This is a genomic window from Microcystis flos-aquae FACHB-1344, assembly GCF_014698375.1.
Taxonomy (GTDB): domain Bacteria; phylum Cyanobacteriota; class Cyanobacteriia; order Cyanobacteriales; family Microcystaceae; genus Microcystis; species Microcystis aeruginosa.
In genome coordinates, this window is sequence record NZ_JACJSW010000042.1 from 1 (window position 1) to 16,166 (window position 16,166).

The 16,166-nt window shown below is 41.9% G+C and carries 16 protein-coding genes; 12 read left to right on the forward strand and 4 right to left on the reverse strand.

Features of this window, described 5'->3' with window-relative positions:
• Both H6G48_RS02800 and H6G48_RS02805 read left to right on the forward strand, forming a co-directional pair.
• On the forward strand, positions 1 to 2,443 hold a 2,443-nt coding region (locus H6G48_RS02800; protein WP_341275479.1), incomplete at its 5' end, for a DUF6603 domain-containing protein.
• A 21-nt stretch (positions 2,444 to 2,464) separates the two neighbouring features.
• Positions 2,465 to 4,318: a hypothetical protein gene (locus tag H6G48_RS02805; protein ID WP_190718857.1), complete on the forward strand. Its 1,854-nt coding sequence runs from the start codon at positions 2,465 to 2,467 to the stop codon at positions 4,316 to 4,318.
• 365 nt (positions 4,319 to 4,683) lie between these two features.
• Here the strand turns inward: H6G48_RS02805 and H6G48_RS26750 are convergent, their stop codons facing one another.
• Positions 4,684 to 5,313: a calcium-binding protein gene (locus H6G48_RS26750; protein ID WP_190718860.1), complete on the reverse strand. Its 630-nt coding sequence runs from the start codon at positions 5,311 to 5,313 to the stop codon at positions 4,684 to 4,686.
• Positions 5,314 to 5,806: 493 nt separating this feature from the next.
• On the opposite strand from H6G48_RS26750, the gene ndhC reads away from it, so the two are divergent.
• Genes ndhC through H6G48_RS02825 form a run of 3 tightly spaced genes read left to right on the forward strand, consistent with a single transcriptional unit; the run spans position 5,807 to position 7,464 of the window.
• A complete protein-coding gene (gene ndhC / locus H6G48_RS02815) occupies positions 5,807 to 6,169 on the forward strand; it encodes a photosynthetic/respiratory NAD(P)H-quinone oxidoreductase subunit C (RefSeq protein WP_002739390.1) in 363 nt (120 codons plus the stop codon).
• Positions 6,170 to 6,216: 47 nt separating this feature from the next.
• Positions 6,217 to 6,960, forward strand: a complete 744-nt coding sequence (ndhK, locus tag H6G48_RS02820) for a photosynthetic/respiratory NAD(P)H-quinone oxidoreductase subunit K (RefSeq protein WP_002760976.1) — start codon at positions 6,217 to 6,219, stop codon at positions 6,958 to 6,960.
• A complete protein-coding gene (locus H6G48_RS02825; protein WP_190718863.1) occupies positions 6,961 to 7,464 on the forward strand; it encodes an NAD(P)H-quinone oxidoreductase subunit J in 504 nt (167 codons plus the stop codon).
• 102 nt (positions 7,465 to 7,566) lie between these two features.
• Here H6G48_RS02825 and H6G48_RS02830 read toward each other — a convergent pair whose 3' ends face one another.
• A complete protein-coding gene (locus tag H6G48_RS02830; protein ID WP_190718866.1) occupies positions 7,567 to 9,072 on the reverse strand; it encodes a UbiD family decarboxylase in 1,506 nt (501 codons plus the stop codon).
• A gap of 180 nt (positions 9,073 to 9,252) precedes the next feature.
• On the opposite strand from H6G48_RS02830, the gene H6G48_RS02835 reads away from it, so the two are divergent.
• Positions 9,253 to 10,344 (forward strand): AAA family ATPase, encoded by a 1,092-nt coding sequence (locus tag H6G48_RS02835; protein ID WP_190718870.1) that lies wholly within the window; start codon positions 9,253 to 9,255, stop codon positions 10,342 to 10,344.
• A complete protein-coding gene (locus H6G48_RS02840) occupies positions 10,322 to 11,026 on the forward strand; it encodes a DUF3226 domain-containing protein (protein WP_190718873.1) in 705 nt (234 codons plus the stop codon). The genes H6G48_RS02835 and H6G48_RS02840 overlap by 23 nt, the downstream gene beginning before the upstream one ends.
• A gap of 52 nt (positions 11,027 to 11,078) precedes the next feature.
• Here the strand turns inward: H6G48_RS02840 and psbV are convergent, their stop codons facing one another.
• Together psbV and H6G48_RS02850 are read right to left on the reverse strand one after the other, a co-directional pair.
• Entirely contained in the window at positions 11,079 to 11,564 is a 486-nt protein-coding gene (gene psbV / locus H6G48_RS02845) for a photosystem II cytochrome c-550 (RefSeq protein ID WP_199328712.1), read from the reverse strand.
• A 128-nt stretch (positions 11,565 to 11,692) separates the two neighbouring features.
• The gene (locus H6G48_RS02850) at positions 11,693 to 11,899 is read right to left on the reverse strand and encodes a hypothetical protein (protein ID WP_061432255.1); all 207 of its coding nucleotides are present in this window, start codon (positions 11,897 to 11,899) and stop codon (positions 11,693 to 11,695) included.
• Positions 11,900 to 12,327: 428 nt separating this feature from the next.
• Between H6G48_RS02850 and remA the strand changes: the two genes are divergently transcribed.
• The 5 genes from remA (at position 12,328) to H6G48_RS02875 (ending at position 16,088) form a co-directional block, all read left to right on the forward strand.
• Entirely contained in the window at positions 12,328 to 12,597 is a 270-nt protein-coding gene (remA, locus tag H6G48_RS02855) for an extracellular matrix/biofilm regulator RemA (RefSeq protein WP_002737924.1), read from the forward strand.
• 12 nt (positions 12,598 to 12,609) lie between these two features.
• On the forward strand, positions 12,610 to 13,164 hold the full coding sequence (gene gmk / locus H6G48_RS02860) for a guanylate kinase (protein ID WP_190718876.1): 555 nt from the start codon (positions 12,610 to 12,612) through the stop codon (positions 13,162 to 13,164).
• Positions 13,165 to 13,510: 346 nt separating this feature from the next.
• On the forward strand, positions 13,511 to 14,797 hold the full coding sequence (locus H6G48_RS02865) for an RNA-guided endonuclease InsQ/TnpB family protein (protein WP_190718879.1): 1,287 nt from the start codon (positions 13,511 to 13,513) through the stop codon (positions 14,795 to 14,797).
• A gap of 18 nt (positions 14,798 to 14,815) precedes the next feature.
• The gene (clpP, locus tag H6G48_RS02870) at positions 14,816 to 15,457 is read left to right on the forward strand and encodes an ATP-dependent Clp endopeptidase proteolytic subunit ClpP (RefSeq protein WP_223210720.1); all 642 of its coding nucleotides are present in this window, start codon (positions 14,816 to 14,818) and stop codon (positions 15,455 to 15,457) included.
• Between the two features lie 211 nt (positions 15,458 to 15,668).
• Entirely contained in the window at positions 15,669 to 16,088 is a 420-nt protein-coding gene (locus H6G48_RS02875) for a hypothetical protein (RefSeq protein WP_190718881.1), read from the forward strand.
• Positions 16,089 to 16,166: the final 78 nt, after the last annotated feature.

A 16,166-nucleotide genomic window follows, 5' to 3' on the forward strand; every position in this document is an offset into this window, starting at 1 on the left:
TGTCAACATATCAGCTATGTACACTGGTTTAGGAAAATTGTCTATTCAATCTGAAAAATGGCGTTCTGGGGTTGTCATGTTCTTAAATGTAAAGTTTTGTTACGAGATTCAACATTTCTGTTTATATACCGACGGAGGCATTAAACTACCCACCACCGATATTAACCAACGTCTCGACCTTATCCCCTCGCTTCAATTCGGAAGCGAAATCCAACAATTAGAACTCCCCATCACCATCAATAAACAGACGGGTCAAATAGAAGGAACAACCCCCCCACGGGATAATAACCTTTCTCCCCCAGTCGTCACCCCTTCCTCTACTCCCACCCCAATTAGTGATAGTACCAAATGGTTTACACTGCAAAAAAGCTTAGGGCCTGTCCACTTTCAGAGAGTTGGTCTAAAATACCAAGACTCAAAAATCTGGGTTTTATTAGATGCTAGTCTTAACCTAGCTGGACTTTCCCTCTCCCTCGATGGACTTGCCGTTAACTCCCCCCTCAATCAATTTGACCCCAAATTTGACCTTAAAGGCATCGGCATCGACTACAAAGGCAGCGACACCCTAGAAATCGGTGGCGCATTCCTCAGAACTACCCGAAACGGCATAGACGAATACAACGGGGCCGCCGTTATCAAATTTAACGTCAAAGCCAAAACCCTCAACCTTTCCGCCATAGGGTCCTATGCTTATTTTCAAGGGCATCCCTCCCTCTTTATCTACGCCATTCTTGACTATCCCATCGGTGGACCCTCTTTCTTCTTCGTCACCGGGTTAGCCGCCGGCTTTGGCTATAACCGCGCCCTCAAAGTCCCCACCATTGACCAAGTTGCCACCTTCCCCCTCGTCGCCGAAGCCGTTAACCCTCCTCCTGCTGAGGGTTCTAACTCAGACCAAGCCGCCCGACTCACAGGAGAACTAACCAAACTCCGAGACTATATCCCCCCCGAAACTGGGCAAATATTCCTCGCCATCGGCATTAAATTCACCTCTTTTAAACTAATTGACTCTTTTCTCCTGCTTACCGTCGCTTTTGGTAATCGTTTTGAACTTAATCTCCTTGGTTTAGCCACCCTCATCGCCCCCCCAAATGTAGGCGCAGGAGTCCCCCCGGTTGCCGAGGTACAACTAGCCCTCAAAGCCAGTTTTCTGCCCGCCGAAGGATTTATCGGCGTTATTGCCCAACTTACTCCTAACTCTTATATCCTTTCTCAAGCTTGTCATCTCACCGGAGGATTTGCCTTTTATGGCTGGTTTGCCCCTAACGTCCATGAGGGAGATTTTGTCCTCACTTTAGGGGGTTATCATCCCCTCTTTAATGTCCCAGACCATTATCCGAAAGTACCTCGCCTCACCTTAAATTGGCAAGTTAGCAGTGAACTTTACCTCAAAGCAGATGCTTATTTTGCCTTGACTCCTTCCGCTATCATGGCCGGGGGACACCTCCAAGCTACTTGGAATAGTGGTCCTCTGAGTGCTTGGTTCAACGCCGGGGCAGATTTTCTCATGTCTTGGAAACCCTATCACTACGATATTTCTATCTATATTGATATGGGAGTGTCCTATACTTTTCACTTTTTTGGAACCCATCATATTACTGTTCAATTAGGGGCAGATTTACACATCTGGGGACCCGAATTTACAGGTATTGCCCATATTCATCTTTGGATTATTTCTTTTGATGTGAGCTTTGGTAGCAGTGCCTCGCAAGCACCCACAGCCATTGACTGGAATGAGTTTAAAACCTCTTTTCTCCCTGCTGATGATGCTATTTGTAGTATTACTGTTCAAGAGGGTTTAGTTAGAAAAGTTAATCAAGATGATAAAACAGATTTAGGGAACATTAATCCTAAAGATTTCTGCTTAGTCACTAATTCAGTCATTCCTATTAAAACTTGTAATGTTAATCTTAATACTCAGGAAATTAATACCCAGTTTGGCATCGGTTCCATGGCAGTAACAGCCTCTGAGCTAATCTCAGAATTAACGATTACTATTAATAAAAATGGTACAACGCTAAACTCAACAGAATTTGACGAAGATTTTGCTTGTACTCCCCTATTTAAAAAAGTTCCCATCGCACTTTGGGGCGAATCTTTAACCCCTAGTTTGAATGGTAATCAATTTATTGAAAATACCCTATCTGGATTAGAAATTAAACCTAAAAAACAACCAGAACTGGGGGCAACTCAAGCCATTAATCGCAGTAAATTACAATTTAGCACTACTTCAATTAATAATGCTTATCATTGGCGAACGATTAGCACTTTTCAGGAGGAAACCACTAAAGACATCCGTAACACTATTGTAGATAACGCAGTCAACAACACCAGAGATAATTTACTAAAAGCACTAAATTTGAAAAGTGAAGAAATTGATCTCAGTGCAACAATTGCCGATCATTTATTAGGTTCACCTAAAATTGGAGTTTTAGTTAATTAATTATTATTAAAGGAGTCAAAAATGCCAGAAACTACCACAACTGAACCCACTAAAATTGAATTTATTCAGTATCATCAACCAGCTTTAAAAGATGGTGACTATGAGATTACCATTCAACAGGAAATAAAAGGGGGGGAAATCACAACCGATAACTCCTTTCGGATTACTAGAAAATTTTCTGTAGGTGCAGAAAGATTTGACTTAAAACCTACAGACATCCACGCTGTATTTCCCCCTGATGGTAGCTTAGGAGAACATTCCAATGTTTTACCCCATATTATCCTAAACCGTAGTACCTTACCTTGGGAACGTCAATCTATTAGTAATAATAATACTACTACTTGGTTAGCTTTATTATTATTTGAAGAAACAGAAAACCCCGAATCCAAAATTATTACCCTAGAAATCTTAAAAGATATTAATAGTTATACTGCTAAATTTCCTAATTTTACCCTAGAAAGTGGACAATATAAAGACGATAAAGTAATAATTATTGATGTCCAGAAACAGTTATTAGAAAAAATTTTACCCACTAAAGAAGACTTAACTTATCTTGCTCATGTTCGTCAAGGAACAGATGAGCAAGGAAAATTAATCGGCGATGAATTAGCCGTTATTATTTGTAATAGACTTCCTCAAAAAAGTGGCAGAAGTATCGTCCATCTGGTTTCTTTAGAAGGACGTTATAATAATAACTGGTTTGATTTTCAGGGAGCAAGAGATAATGATAAGATTCGTTTAGTTAGCCTAAAAAGTTGGAGTTTTTCTTGTATTGATGAAAAGCAAAGTTTTCAAGGACTTTTGACCCATCTTAACCGAGAACCTAGTACCCTAAGATTGCCACAAGTTAATAATACTGAAGCCGAAAAATATCTATCTATGGGTTATGTTCCCCTACCCCATTTTTTACGACAAGGAGGGAAAACCTTCTCTTGGTATCATAGTCCTTTAATTACGGGAAACAACCCTAACAATAACATCACCTTACCCATTCGTACAGCAGATGAATTAATCATTTATAATCCTGATAATGGTATGTTTGATCTTTCATACTCTGCTGCTTGGGAATTAGGAAGATTACTCGCTTTACAGAGTAAAAATTTATCCGTTAGTCTCTATAATTGGAAACGCACTCATAGACAAAGCTTACAAAATACCGAAACTCATTTACCTGTTTATAATCAACCTAATACAGAACTTCCTGAGAGTATTTATAATTGGTTTGAAGATTTAAGTCTTCTTAAAGGTGTACCCTTTAATTATCTCGTTCCCGATGAACTTATGTTACCTGTAGAATCAATTCGTTTCTTCTATCTTGATTCCCTTTGGATAGAATGCCTATTAGATGGAGCCTTTAGTATTGGTCGAGTAACTACATCAGATCATAAACATGATCAAGAAAATAAAACAAATCTTGCTGTTAACAATTACCCCATAGTAACTGGTTTCTTACTCCGTTCAGATGTGGTGTCAAGTTGGCCAGGTTTACTCGTTGATGGTTATAATGAAGATGATACAAAAAAGATTGAATTACTACGGATGGAACGTCTTTCTGCTAATGTTTTAATTTGTTTATTTAAGGGGGAGATCAAAACGGTAGATATTCACCAAAAACCAGAAACCTTACATTTTGGACTAGACTGGGATGATGAGAATAAAACCTTTTACAAAAAATTAAAAAACTTAGATGGTCAGCAAATTGACAAAAAGGTTGATAATATTCCTTGGAAAGATTCAGAAAAAAGAGTTATAGATATCAATTCACTTACTGACAGGATTAAAGAACAAGTGGACAATAGTAGCTCATTTACCTCTGCACAATTGGCCTTAGAGATGATTGAAGGAGTAGAAAAAGTGAGATTTATTGGTTCTTAAAAACCTATTAAGTAGGTAGGCGTTAAAAATTATCAGATCCCCCCCTTATTAAGGGGGGATTAAGGGGGGATCCCCCCGCCTATCGGCACCCCCCTTATTAAGGGGGGATTAAGGGGGGATCGAACCTAAAATCCATTTTTAATTTAATTATAACCAGCTACTTATAGCGTTTCTCGCATCTGTGCGGCACACTTAAACCTTTGCTGATTAAGCTGTTCAGGATCGGGAATGTACCTCTTGTGAATCAGAAACGCTATATCTCCAAATGTTGATTATTATTTGCGGAACAATAAAAGCACAAGCACAGAAAACGGGTTTCTTAAAGAAACTCGTTTTCTTTATAGAAACCAACCTACGAGGCGATGCTAAACAAATTGAAAGTAAGAACTGTTTAACGAAATGCTGGTGTTATCTTGAACGACTCCAATTAAGTCACCTCCTTGATAGATGGCTGTATCTAATAAAGCAGAAGTACCTGCCCAATTTTCCCACGATAGGCGAAGTGAACCAGTATTCTTAATTTGAATACGGTCTAGTATGCCGACATATTCAACAATAAGGGCATAACCACTACCTTGATAATAGTTACCAGCACTTTCACCTAGCACAAAAATGTCATCTCCAGCACCTCCAACTAAGGTGTCATACTCATTGCTGTTAAAAGATCCAGATGTAGAGCCGGTTAAGCGATCATTACCATTACCACCACTCAGATAATCATTTCCTGATCCCCCGAATAAGGTATCATTTCCCGATTCTCCCCATAAAGTGTCATTACCAGTTCCCCCATCTAAATAATCGTTGCCATTCCATCCCCATAAGATATCATTGCCCGACTGTCCATAAAGTTGATCATTGCCATCGCGACCGTCAATACGATCATCGTTGGTATTACCGTAAATGGTATCATTGCCACCATAACCATAGGCATAGAGTTGTTCACTTCCCGTATAGTTGTAGTAGTCTGCTCCACTTGTACCGTAGTAAGTAGCCATGGCTTTACTCTCTTGTTTAGTTTTAGATAATGGCCAATATGCACTCTACCCCCCCAGACTGTATCATACGCTACAATTTAATAAATCTTTACATTTATCTCCCTGGCTGGGGATACCCTAGTGGTGCTGAGAACTCTTGAAAGTTTTTCTGTACAAGGATTTGCCGTCAGACTGGGGGGTGTCAAAAGGAGCGGCCGTATGAGATGCTCAACTTTCCCAACTTAAAGTTATCCCCACACCAGATACTCTCCTCTTAGTGCGATCGCTGCTTGGAGCCTGTGCATTAACAAACTATACTGCCTATCGGAAATTTTAGGACAAATGCTCGAACTGGCAACTCCGGCACTCCCGTACAATCTTAACGAGCAATCTGGATAAACATCTTCAATGCTGCTTTTGAGAAGGAGACGGGTTGCTAAAGCCTCTATAATAAGTAGCCATAGAGATGCCGACAACTTCCCCTGTCGATAGCGAATAAGGAGAAAAAAACCCAGTGTTTGTCCTCAAAGGTTACGAGTATTTTCTAGGATTTCTGCTTGCTTGCAGTTTAGTACCAATCCTATCCCTAACTGCCTCCAAAGTCCTGCGGCCTAGTGGTGGTGGTCCGGAAAGACGCACCACCTATGAATCGGGGATGGAACCGATCGGCGGTGCTTGGATTCAGTTTAACATTCGTTATTATATGTTTGCCCTCGTTTTCGTGGTTTTTGACGTGGAAACCGTCTTTCTCTACCCTTGGGCAGTAGCTTTCAATCAATTGGGCCTATTAGCTTTTGTAGAAGCACTGATCTTTATTGCTATCCTTGTGGTTGCTCTCGTCTATGCTTGGCGAAAAGGAGCCTTAGAATGGTCATAACGGCCATAATTTTCCTTATTTTTGACTTTTCATAAGAGGATAACCCGATGAGTCCCAACCCTACCAGCGAATTTAAGCAAATTATCGAACAACAAAGCGAAAAAATCCTCAATCCCATCGAACGCACCAAAGTTACCCAGGATTTATCGGAAAATGTCATCCTCACCACCGTTGATGACCTGTATAACTGGGCGCGTTTGTCAAGTCTTTGGCCGATGCTATACGGTACAGCTTGCTGTTTTATCGAGTTCGCAGCCTTGATTGGTTCCCGTTTTGATTTCGATCGCTTTGGTTTAGTTCCCCGTTCTAGTCCCCGACAAGCCGATTTAATCATCACTGCCGGTACAATCACCATGAAAATGGCCCCCGCTTTGGTGCGTCTGTATGAAGAAATGCCGGAACCTAAATACGTTATCGCCATGGGTGCCTGTACGATTACGGGGGGAATGTTCAGCAGTGACTCCACCACTGCGGTTAGAGGGGTAGATAAACTTATCCCCGTGGATGTCTATATACCCGGTTGTCCCCCCCGTCCGGAAGCGATTATCGACGCGATTATTAAACTGCGGAAAAAAGTCGCTAACGAATCTATTCAAGAACGCGGGACTGTCCTCCAGCAAACCAATCGTTATTACAGCACTACCCACAAAATGCAGGCCACGGAACCGATTCTTACCGGTAAATATCTGCAATCGGCCACCCGTCAAGCACCTCCGAAAGAGTTGCTAGAAGCCACCGGTATGCCTGTTCCCCCCGCTCTTTTGACCACGAAACAAAAGGAAGAAATCTAAATGACTGAAGAAACCACAGCTATTGTGCAAGCTGGCCCCACTTCGATTTGGTTAAGTGAAAATGGTTTTGAGCATCAAGCTTTAGAAGCTGACCATAGTGGCGTGGAATTGATTAAAGTAGAAGCAGACTTTTTAATTCCTCTGGCCACTGCTTTATACGCTTATGGCTTTAATTATCTCCAATGTCAGGGCGCTTACGATTTGGGACCGGGGACAGAATTAGTTAGTTTCTATCATCTGGTCAAAGTAACCGATAATGTCGATAGTCCCGTGGAAGTGCGCTTAAAAGTCTTTCTTCCCAGAGATAATCCCAGGGTTGCTTCGGTTTACTGGATTTGGAAAGCAGCTGACTGGCAAGAACGAGAAAGTTATGATATGTTCGGCATTATTTATGAAGGACATCCCAACTTGAAACGGATTTTAATGCCGGAAGATTGGGTCGGTTGGCCCCTACGCAAAGATTACGTTTCTCCCGAATTCTACGAACTACAGGACGCTTACTAAGTCGAGAAATTAATCACTAATATCGGGTTAGAAGATATTTCTAGCCCGATTTTTTTGAGATTTAGGGACAAGATAAGCTATTGGGTATTTAGTCGGTTAAATCTACATTTCGTAGCCAAACTTATTGGCATCTACTTCTTGTAAATTAATATCGATTAAACCGTATTCTGACCAGCGTTGGGAAACCTTGACCGCCATGGCAGGATCCGACTCCAAAGGTTCCCCCCATTCGTGGTCGGTTTCGGGATACATTTTAGTGGTGGCATCAATTCCCATTCTCCCCCCCAAACCGACCTTTTCGCTGGCAAAATCGAGGCTATCAAAGGGGGTTTCCGGGAGAATAAACACATCGCGAACCGGATCCACTTTAGAACTAATTGCCCAAACCACTTGCCGGGGGTCGCGAATATTAATCTCCTTATCGACGACGATGACAAATTTAGTATAGGTGAACTGGGGTAAGGCACTCCAAAAAGCTAAGGCCGCTCGCCGCGCTTGCCCTGGATAGGCTTTATCAATGGAGATAATCGCCGCTTTATAGCTTAAAGCTTCCATCGGTAGGAAAAAATCCCTGATTTCTGACACCTGTTGCCGTAAAATCGGTGTATAAATACGATTAAGTGCGATCGCCATCATCGCTTCTTCCTTGGGAGGACGACCGCTAAAAGTGGTTAAATAAATGGGGTCGCGACGATGGGTCATGCAGTGGAAATGAATCAGGGGTGAATCTTCCACACCGCCATAGTAACCCATGTGATCACCAAAGGGTCCATCTGGCAATACCTCTCCGGGGGTAATTGTTCCTTCCAGGACGATTTCTGCGTCGGCCGGCACTTGCAAATCGAGGGTTTTACACTTGGCTAACTGTACCCCAGAACCGCCGTACAATCCCGCAAACAGCCATTCTGACAGATCTACGGGTATAGGAGTGGCGGCGGCCATGATAATCAGAGGATCGACCCCTAAAGCGATGGCTATTTCCAATTTTTTGCCCATTTGTGCCGCTTTTCGCAGGTGACGCGCCCCACCGCGCACGGATAACCAGTGGACGGTCATGGTATTGTGAGACTGTAGCTGTAAGCGATAGACACCGACGTTAGGGGTTCCCGTTTCGCAATCTTTAGTAATTACTAGCCCTAGGGTGATAATCTGACCTGCATCGCCCGAATAGGGACGAATCATCGGAATTTTCTTTAAATCTACTTCATCCCCCTCTAAAATCACCTGTTGACAGGCAGGGAAAAAGTTACGGTTGGGTTTGGCTTTCAGGACATCAAATAAAACTTTACCAAAATCGATCGCTTGGGAGAGTTTTTTCGGGGGTTTCGGTTGTTGCAACAGGGCGAGTTTTTTGCCTAAATCTTCCAATTCTTCGGGTTTATTCAGGTTCATCGCCCAACAGATGCGTTCTACCGTTCCCATCAGGTTAATAGCGACGGGAAACTCTGCTCCTTGCACGTTTTCAAACAGTAGGGCCGGTCCCCCCACCTGTAGCATCCGATTAGCGATCTCGGCAATTTCTAAATCGGCAGAGACCGATGCACTAATGCGGCGTAATTGCCCACGCTCTTCTAAAAGCTTAATAAATCCTCGTAAGTCTCTAGCCATGATGAAGAAATGTAAATAAATCCCTCTCTCTATTATCTCTTAGGGCGGCAGTTTCCGTCAGGGATAGTCACCGTTTTGAGAGTTTGAGGCTATTCTCGTCTAGAATTAAGTAAAAAAATCCCCATCTCGCCAGCTTCATTCCTACGCCTAAATTTATGCTTATCCAGCCCAGAGGTCAACATGATTAAGGATATTGAAATTAGTAATTTTAGATGTTTTGAGCATACCAAAATTGAAGGTTTTGAGCGAGTTAATTTAATTGGTGGTAAAAACAATTCAGGGAAAACTGCCTTGTTAGAGGCAATATTTTTGTATAGTTATCCCTATCCAAATACTATTCATGAAGTCAGAGAATCTATTCGCAAGGAATCTTTAGCCGTTGTTCAGGCTGTTCCCAAAAATGCTTGGGATAATTTATTATTCAATCTTGATAGAGAAAATATTATTGAGTTAAAAGGCTCCCAATCTAATCAAGGGGATAAATTGGTAAAAATATCGATTTCCGATTCTCTTCAAGATACTGTTCTAGGCATCTCTGAAGATTGGCAAAAATTATATGATTTTATCGCTAAAAATAAATCAGTTATTTCTATCTTAAATATTCACACAAGTTTTGACCTCAAGAATGACTCAAAAGATAGTCAAATGAACTATTTTTTAATTGCTAGTTCTGAGGGAATACTAGCTTTACCTAATGCGGGTGATGAGCAACCAGTAATCATTGATGCATCTGTCAATAAATCTTTGGAAGAATTGAGCGAGTCCTATACTAAAATAGCTTTTAATGAACAGGAAGAAGAAGTGCTAAAAGCCTTGCAAATACTTGATCCTTCTATTAAAAAGATAGAAAGTTTTTTTCTGGGCGAACCAAATTTATACCTGAAAAGAAAAGAGAGAAAACGCCTACCCATATCTCTGTTTGGTGAAGCTATTAATCGTCTGATAGAGATGATTTTTGCTCTACTCATCAATCCTAAAAAAATTATTTTTATCGATGAAATAGAAAATGGTCTTCACTATACTGCTTACCCAGATATTTGGAAAACTTTATTCCGATTAGCTATCGAACTAGATAGCCAAATTTTTGCCACAACCCACAGTTTAGAGATGATCCAAGCTTTTGCCGATGTGGGGTTAGAATATTATCCAGAACAGGGGGCCTATTTTGAACTAGCAAGGAGTCCCAGAACTGATAAAATTATCGGTATTAAAAGTGAATTAGATATCTTAGATTATGCTCTCAAGCACAATGATCGAATCAGAGGTGAGTAGAATCGTGGCTAATGTAATAATTGTTGAAAGTCAAGATGATGTGGCTTTTTTACGAGCTATTATTGAGCATATTAATGAATCGAATCATTTAACGATAACTATTGTTGAATTTTATATTCTAGACGGAATAGAACGAGAAAATTATCGTAGCCTTGAACAACGACTGAAACGACTTAATAACACCCTGCTCAAAGATGATATTCAAAAGATAGGTATTGTTTTAGATTTAGACGAACAAACCAGACAAGAAAGACTTGCTCTGGTTAGTCAATGTATTCAAAGAGTTTTTAGAGAAGCAGTCAGGATAGATGATACCCAAAAGCTATTTCAATTAAATGCTTCTACGAATACTCAAATAGGTTGTCATTTTCTTCATGTTAATGAACAGGGGGAACTAGAGACAGTGTTGAGAGAAATTAAAACCCAAGATTCTCCCCATGCTGATTGTGTAGAAGCTTGGCGATTCTGTCTTGCACAAAAAAATATTGATATAAATCGTAAAAAAATTGATAAATTGTGGATTCAAAACTATATCAGGGAAGATACACCATCACAGAATGAAAAAAGAGAGGCTAAGAAATATTGTAATTTATCCCATGCTTTAACCAAAAAAGACATTTGGAACTTTGAGCATGAGGTATTAAATGAACTCAAAGAATTTTTACAACTATTTGCTGTCTAATCAAAAATCCCCCTAGAAATCTAGAGGGATCGAGGGATATATGCAGTGCAATTTAGAAGTAAATTGTGCCACCCCAGCGCTCGTCTAGACGGGGAGCAACCAACATATAAGCGGCGACGTTATACACATCATCTTCGGTCAGATTGCGTAATTCTGGGAAGAGATCGGGACGGCTAACATTGGGATGGAGTTCGCTCAGATCATCTTCACCATCGTAACTGGTGGGATGTTCTAGATAATCAATCAATGCTAACAGATTATCTCTGGGGGGTTCCGCTTTTGCTAGATCGGCCAGACCCAAACTGACGTTATTATTAGTTTTGGTTTTACCTTGCAGGTGACACTTAGTACAATTGGCGATAAAAAGTTTCTGTCCTTCCGTCGCTTGTTCAGAAGTCAAAGTCACCGATTTCCCCGCATCATTGAGGGTGATGGTGAGGGTTTCTTCATCGAGTTCTAAGGCACTAGCGCCGTTAAGATTGAATTGTAATACAAAAAAAACTACAGCGATCGCTGCCACAATCAAACGTTTGATCATTGTTCTCCTACTCGCAATTGTTCCAAGAAAGGGAATTTTAAGGTGACTAAAAAATTTTCTCCTCTGGGAGGGTATCGATCGATTCTAAGTGATCACGGACACCGAGAAGATCCCAGTGGGGAATAAAGTCAAGGGGACGTTTCCGTTTTAGAGGCGGTTACTCCTGAGCGTTGGGATAAAATCAGTGAGATAATTGCTTTAGCATCTTCTAGGGCGAGATTAGTCTGCCGATCTTTATAGGAGATGCCTAATTGGTCGCAAAGTGACAACACAGATTCATCGGCCAGACCGTACTCTGCCGCAATATCAGCGATCGATAGATCAGCAAAACCCATAGTCTAACGCACCCACCAAGGATAGAGAATACTTATTAGTTACCATAATTATCATGCCATTGCCGGGGACATTCTTAACAGTGATCAGTGATCAGTGATCGAGAGTCAGTTATCAGATGTGAGTTTTCAGTTCACTGATTACTGTTTACTGATCACTGAAAAAAGCTCCCACCCCCCATCACCCCACACCCCATCACCCCATCACCCCACACCCTCAAAATTCCCTAATTTTCCCGACTTTTGCCTTTTTATTCCCTAAGATAGAGACTTGTGTAAACAAATTTAATTAAAATCGCAAAAAACCTGAAAAAATACTAAAATGTGATTAAGAATGTTATTTTTAGCGTTGTAAGGCTAAATCTTTCTCGATAACATTGTAATCATACCTCAACACTCTTTTGTACAAAGGACTGCACCTTTGTTAACTTATGGATATACAACTGATCAACATCGGCTTCGGTAATATTGTTTCCGCTAATCGGGTTATCGCCATCGTTAGCCCAGAATCGGCTCCTATCAAACGCATCATCAGTGATGCTCGGGATAAAGGCTGTTTAATCGATGCTACCTATGGAAGACGGACTCGTGCGGTGATCATCACCGATTCTAGTCATGTAGTGCTGTCGGCCATTCAACCAGAAACCGTGGCTCACCGTTTCGTGGTCAACAAGGAAGCGCCTGTTAATAGTAGCAACTAAGTTATTAACCCCATGCAACCCGGTCAATTAATTGTCATTACCGGCCCTAGCGGTGTGGGCAAGGGTACGCTAGTCCGGCATTTACTAACTCGTTTCCCTAACCTCTACCTGTCCGTATCCGCTACTACGCGCCCACCTCGACCGGGTGAAATTGAGGGGGAAGATTACTACTTTCTCGACCGTCCCAGTTTCGAGGAGAAAATGGCAGCCGGAGAATTTCTAGAATCGGCCGAATACGCGGGCAACTACTATGGGACACCCCAATCAGCGATCGCCGCTCAATTAGCAACAGGCCAGACCGTAATTCTAGAAATCGAATTAGAGGGGGCCAGACAGGTCTGTCAAAGCTTCCCCGAAGCGAGGAGAATCTTTATCCTACCCCCCAGTTTCGAGGAATTAGAACGTCGTTTGCGCGACCGGGGCAAAGATAGCGAAATAGCGATCGCCCGTCGTCTAGAGCGCGCCCGAGAAGAATTGGCCGCCAGCGAGGAATTCCCCGCTCAAATCGTCAACGATGACCTAGAAACCGCCCTAGATGCCATCGAGAAGATTATTTTTAGCCGTTAGCCATCAAGGGGCAGCAGCCAGTGGTCGGTCGTCAGCCTTGAATCAGTTATCGGTTATCAGATGTGAGTTTTCAGTTCACTGATTACTGTTGACTGTTCACTGAAAATACTTCCCCTATCCCCTAATCCCTATCCCCCATTCCCTAAGTTACCTAAAATATCGGATGAATACCCCCGCTACATTTTTCGATAAGATACTCACAAAAATTAGCGGGGGATGAAATCCGACCAGAATATCAATGACCCTGAGCGAAGTCGAAGGGTCAGCAACGGAGCATCGGTTTAATTCCACCATCTGTGGACAAACTGTGTTATAATCTACTTAACCAATGGTCGAGAATTGTTAGATGCTAGTCGTAGAAGCAAAGCTAAAAAACGGGACACTAGAGCAATATCACCGGCTTGATGAAGCAATTAGAACATCTCAGTTTGTGCGTAACTCTTGTGTTCGTTATTGGATGGACAATCAAGGGACAACCCGCAATGATCTCCAAAAACTTTGTGCGGTACTAGCTAACAATAAAGAGACACCTTGGGTTAATAAATTAAACTCTCAAGCTCGTCAATCGGCTGCTGATAGAGCCTGGCAATCAATTACTAGGTTTTACCATAATTGTCATGCTAAGATACCGGGAAAAAAGGGGTTTCCTCGGTTCAAAAAACATAACCGTTCGGTTGAGTATAAACTAACGGGCTACAAACTATCTGATAATCGACGTAAAATCAGATTTACCGATGGCTTTAAAGCAGGAGAATTTGATTTATGGTGTAGTCAAAAAACCTTAGTTTATTATTCAGAACAACAGATTAAACGGGTAAGAGTTGTTAGACGTGCTGACGGTTATTATTGCCAGTTTTTGATTGACGTAGAACGGCAAGAATACCATAAACCAACGGGACAAATAACAGGAATTGACTTAGGGTTAAAGGAATTTTATACCGATGCACAAGGGAATACTGTAGAGAATCCACGTTATTTAAGCAAGTCAGAAAAAAGACTTAAAAAAGCACAAAGACGGTTATCCAAAAAGTTTCGTCAAGGAAAAAAACAGTCTAAAAACTATCACAAGCAACGGATAAAAGTAGCTAGGCTTCATCTTAAAGTATCAAGACAACGTAAAGACAAAGCAATTAAAGACGCTTTGGCGTTAGTCCAGTCTAATGATCTGGTAGTCTATGAAGCTTTAAAGGTAAGAAACTTAGTCAAAAACCGTAAGCTGTCTAAGTCGATTTCTGATGCTTCTTGGTATCAATTCACCGAATGGTTGAATTATTTTGCTAAGATTTATCGGATTGTTTGTGTTGCTGTTCCTCCCCATTTCACGACTCAAGATTGTTCAGTTTGTGGTACTAGAGTTCAAAAAACATTAAGCACTAGAACTCATCAATGTCCTAACTGTAAAACAATCTTAGATAGGGATCATAATGCAGCAATAAATATTCTTAAAAAAGGGTTGCAATATTTGGGAAATCATCTCAACGGTACTGTTGGGCAAACAGAAACCGACCCAAACGCCTTGGGAGAGTCCGGTCTCTGGATTTTCAGTGGAGACATTGAGAATCTAAGCTGTCTCGTTGAACAAGGAATTTCCGATAGTGATAGGTCAAGAATCCCCCGTCACAGCGTAGCTTGACGGTGGGAGTATGTCAAAATCAAAAAACTAACCGCAGCAGCAAGACAAGAAAGCGCAATGATTCCTACCGTTATTGAAACCACAGGCCGGGGCGAACGCGCCTTCGATATCTACTCCCGACTACTCCGGGAAAGAATCGTCTTTTTGGGACAAGAAGTAACCAGCGACCTAGCTAACCTAATCGTCGCCCAATTACTCTTTCTAGAAGCAGAAGACCCCGAAAAAGATATTTACTTGTATATCAACTCCCCCGGGGGTTCCGTTTCGGCCGGATTAGGGATTTTTGACACCATGAATCAAATCCGTCCCGATGTCAGCACCATTTGTATTGGTTTAGCTGCCAGTATGGGGGCTTTTCTCCTCAGTGCCGGCAAACCGGGCAAAAGAATGAGCCTACCCAACTCGCGGATCATGATTCACCAACCCCTCGGCGGCGCCCAAGGTCAGGCCACCGATATCGAAATTCAGGCCAAAGAAATTCTCTATCTCAAACAATTACTCAATGAACACCTAGCTAGTCATACGGGTAAACCTCTCGACCTCATCGCCGAGGATACGGAAAGGGATTTCTTTATGTCCGCCGAAGAGGCTCTAGACTATGGTTTAATCGATCAGGTGATCGATCGCAGTCCTTCCGCTTCTAACCCTCCCAGTAAATAGTTATGATTGGGTAGGCTCTGTCTACCCAGATTTTTGTAAATATTTAGTAGGCGGAAATTAATCATCGATCGTCGTTATTAATATTAAATAACAATGAAAAGTTCTAGCGGATTGGGTTAAGATCGAGACGTAACCCGAAGAAAATTGCAACAGGAATCGGTAGAAACCCCCCGGTGGGTTATAAAAGGAAATTTTTTTACTGGCAATCCCTATGAACTATCATCCACCCTCACAGCCCCTGCCCGCCCCCTGTATTATTGATTCTGGCGTGGTCATCGCTAAAGAAGATATGCGTCGTCTCCTCGATGATCTCGGACGAGTTCGCTACATCCATAGTCTCGAAGGAGTGATTCAGAGTGAAGGGGAGGGATGGATAGTGGAAGTTTTCGCCGATTATCAGCAAAGCACCCTAGTTGCTAACTACAGTCTTTATCTCAATACCTATAGCTTCGATTGTCTGCGTTTAACCCGCTCTCCCGACGGTGAAACCTATTTTGATCTGATCCAAGACAATCGGCAATTACGGCTAATTCCCCTGAGTAATCCACTCCAAGACCCCGATATGAAAGCCCGTCTCAATGCCGATACCCTCGAAGTTCAAGGGGTGACAGAGGGGCTACAAGCTAGATAGAGCGGGGGGTCTAGCCAAACGACCCCCTAAAGAAATAGAGTGGTTAGGACAACCACTCAAAATTTTAAAATGTTACCT